The following is a 1,892-nucleotide window of genomic DNA, read 5'->3' on the forward strand; positions in this document are numbered from 1 at the left end:
CCGGGCGCCGCCGCCCCCCCCCCCCCCGGGGGGGCCCCCCGGGGGGGGCCCCCCCCCCGGGGGGGGCGGGGGGGGGGCCCCCCCGCCCCCCCACCACTGCGTTGTGGGGGCTCGGCGCGACTACAGCGGCAGGTTGCCGTGTTTGCGGCTCGGCTGCGGGGCGTTCTTGGCGCGCAGCATGCCGAGGGTGGCGATCAGACGGGAGCGGGTCTCGGCCGGATCGATGACGTCGTCCACCAGGCCGCGTTCGGCCGCGTAGTACGGGTGCATCAGCTCCGACTGGTACTCCTTGATCCGCTGCGCCCGGGTCGCCTCGGGATCGGCTGAGGCCGCGATCTCCTTGCGGAAGATCACGTTCGCCGCGCCCTCCGCGCCCATGACCGCGATCTCGTTGGACGGCCAGGCCAGGGCCACGTCCGCGCCGATCGAGCTGGAGTCCATCACGATGTACGCGCCGCCGTACGCCTTGCGCAGGACGAGGCTGATCCGCGGCACCGTGGCGTTGCAGTACGCGTACAGGAGCTTCGCGCCGTGCCGGATGATCCCCTGGTGCTCCTGGTCCACGCCCGGCAGGAAGCCCGGCACGTCGATCAGGGTGACCAGCGGGATGGAGAACGCGTCGCAGAACTGCACGAACCGCGCCGCCTTCTCGGAGGCCCCGATGTCCAGCACGCCCGCCAGGTGCGACGGCTGGTTCGCCACCACACCCACCAGCCGGCCGCCCAGGCGGGCCAGCGCGCAGACCATGTTCCGCGCCCACTGGCCGTGGACCTCGAAGTAGTCGCCGTGGTCGACGATCTCCTCGATGACCTCGCGGATGTCGTAGCCCTGGGTCGGGCGCGCCGGGACCAGGTCGAGCAGCTTGTCGTTGCGGCGGTCCGCCGGGTCCTCCAGGTCACCGGCCGGGGCCAGTTCACGGTTGTTGGACGGCAGCAGGGACAGCAGGTGGCGGACGTCCTCCAGGCACTCGCGCTCGTCGTCGTAGACGAACGAGGCGACGCCGGACACCGCTCCGTGGCTGTCCGCGCCGCCCAGGTGCTCCATGGTCACGGCCTCACCGGTGACGGCCTGGACCACGTCCGGCCCGGTGATGAACATCTGCGAGGTGCCGCGCACCATGAACACGAAGTCCGTGAGCGCCGGGGAGTACGCGGCGCCGCCGGCGCACGGGCCCAGGATCACCGAGATCTGCGGGATCACCCCGGAGTTGCGCACGTTGCGCTTGAAGATGCCGCCGTACCCGGCGAGGGCCGTCACGCCCTCCTGGATGCGGGCGCCCGCGCCGTCGCACAGGCCCACGATGGGGGCCCCGGCGGCCTCCGCGAGGTCCATCAGCTTGTGGATCTTCGCCGCGTGGGCCTCGCCGAGCGCGCCGCCGAAGATGCGGAAATCGTGCGCGTAGGTGAACACGGTGCGGCCGTGGACGGTGCCCCAGCCCGTCACCACACCGTCGGTGTAGGGCTTCTTGTCCTCCAGGCCGAAGCCCGTCGCACGGTGTCTGCGCAGGCCTTCGACCTCGCAGAAGGAGCCCTCGTCGAAGAGGACGCCGATGCGCTCGCGAGCCGTCAGTTTGCCCTTGGCGTGCTGCGCGGCCGTCGCCCGCTCGCCCGGTCCGGCCACGGCCAGGGCCCGTATCGCCGCGAGCTCCGTGGCGCGCTCCCGCAGACTCTCCAACTGACTCTCCTCGCCGTTGCCCAGGTGGCCCGTTCCCAACGTCCCAGCATCCGGCCGGGCCCTCGAGCCCGGCTGGATCGCGGGGGTGTCCGCCGTGCGGGGATCAGTAGCGGTAGTGGTCGGGCTTGTACGGGCCCTCGACCTTGACGCCGATGTAGTCGGCCTGCTCGGGACGCAGGGTGGTGAGCCTGACGCCCAGCGCGTCCAGGTGCAGGCGG

At 72.4% G+C, this 1,892-nt stretch carries 2 protein-coding genes; both read right to left on the bottom strand.

Annotated features, from left to right (window positions below; genetic code table 11):
• Positions 1-120 precede the first annotated feature (120 nt).
• Positions 121-1,674, bottom strand: coding sequence for an acyl-CoA carboxylase subunit beta (locus ACIPUC_RS33470; protein WP_446594151.1), 1,554 nt, complete (start codon positions 1,672-1,674; stop codon positions 121-123).
• A 103-nt stretch (positions 1,675-1,777) separates the two neighbouring features.
• A partial coding sequence (locus ACIPUC_RS33475; protein WP_351831750.1) for an adenosylhomocysteinase occupies positions 1,778-1,892 on the bottom strand: 115 nt, incomplete at its 5' end.

It is taken from the genome of Streptomyces sp. LARHCF249, assembly GCF_052871255.1.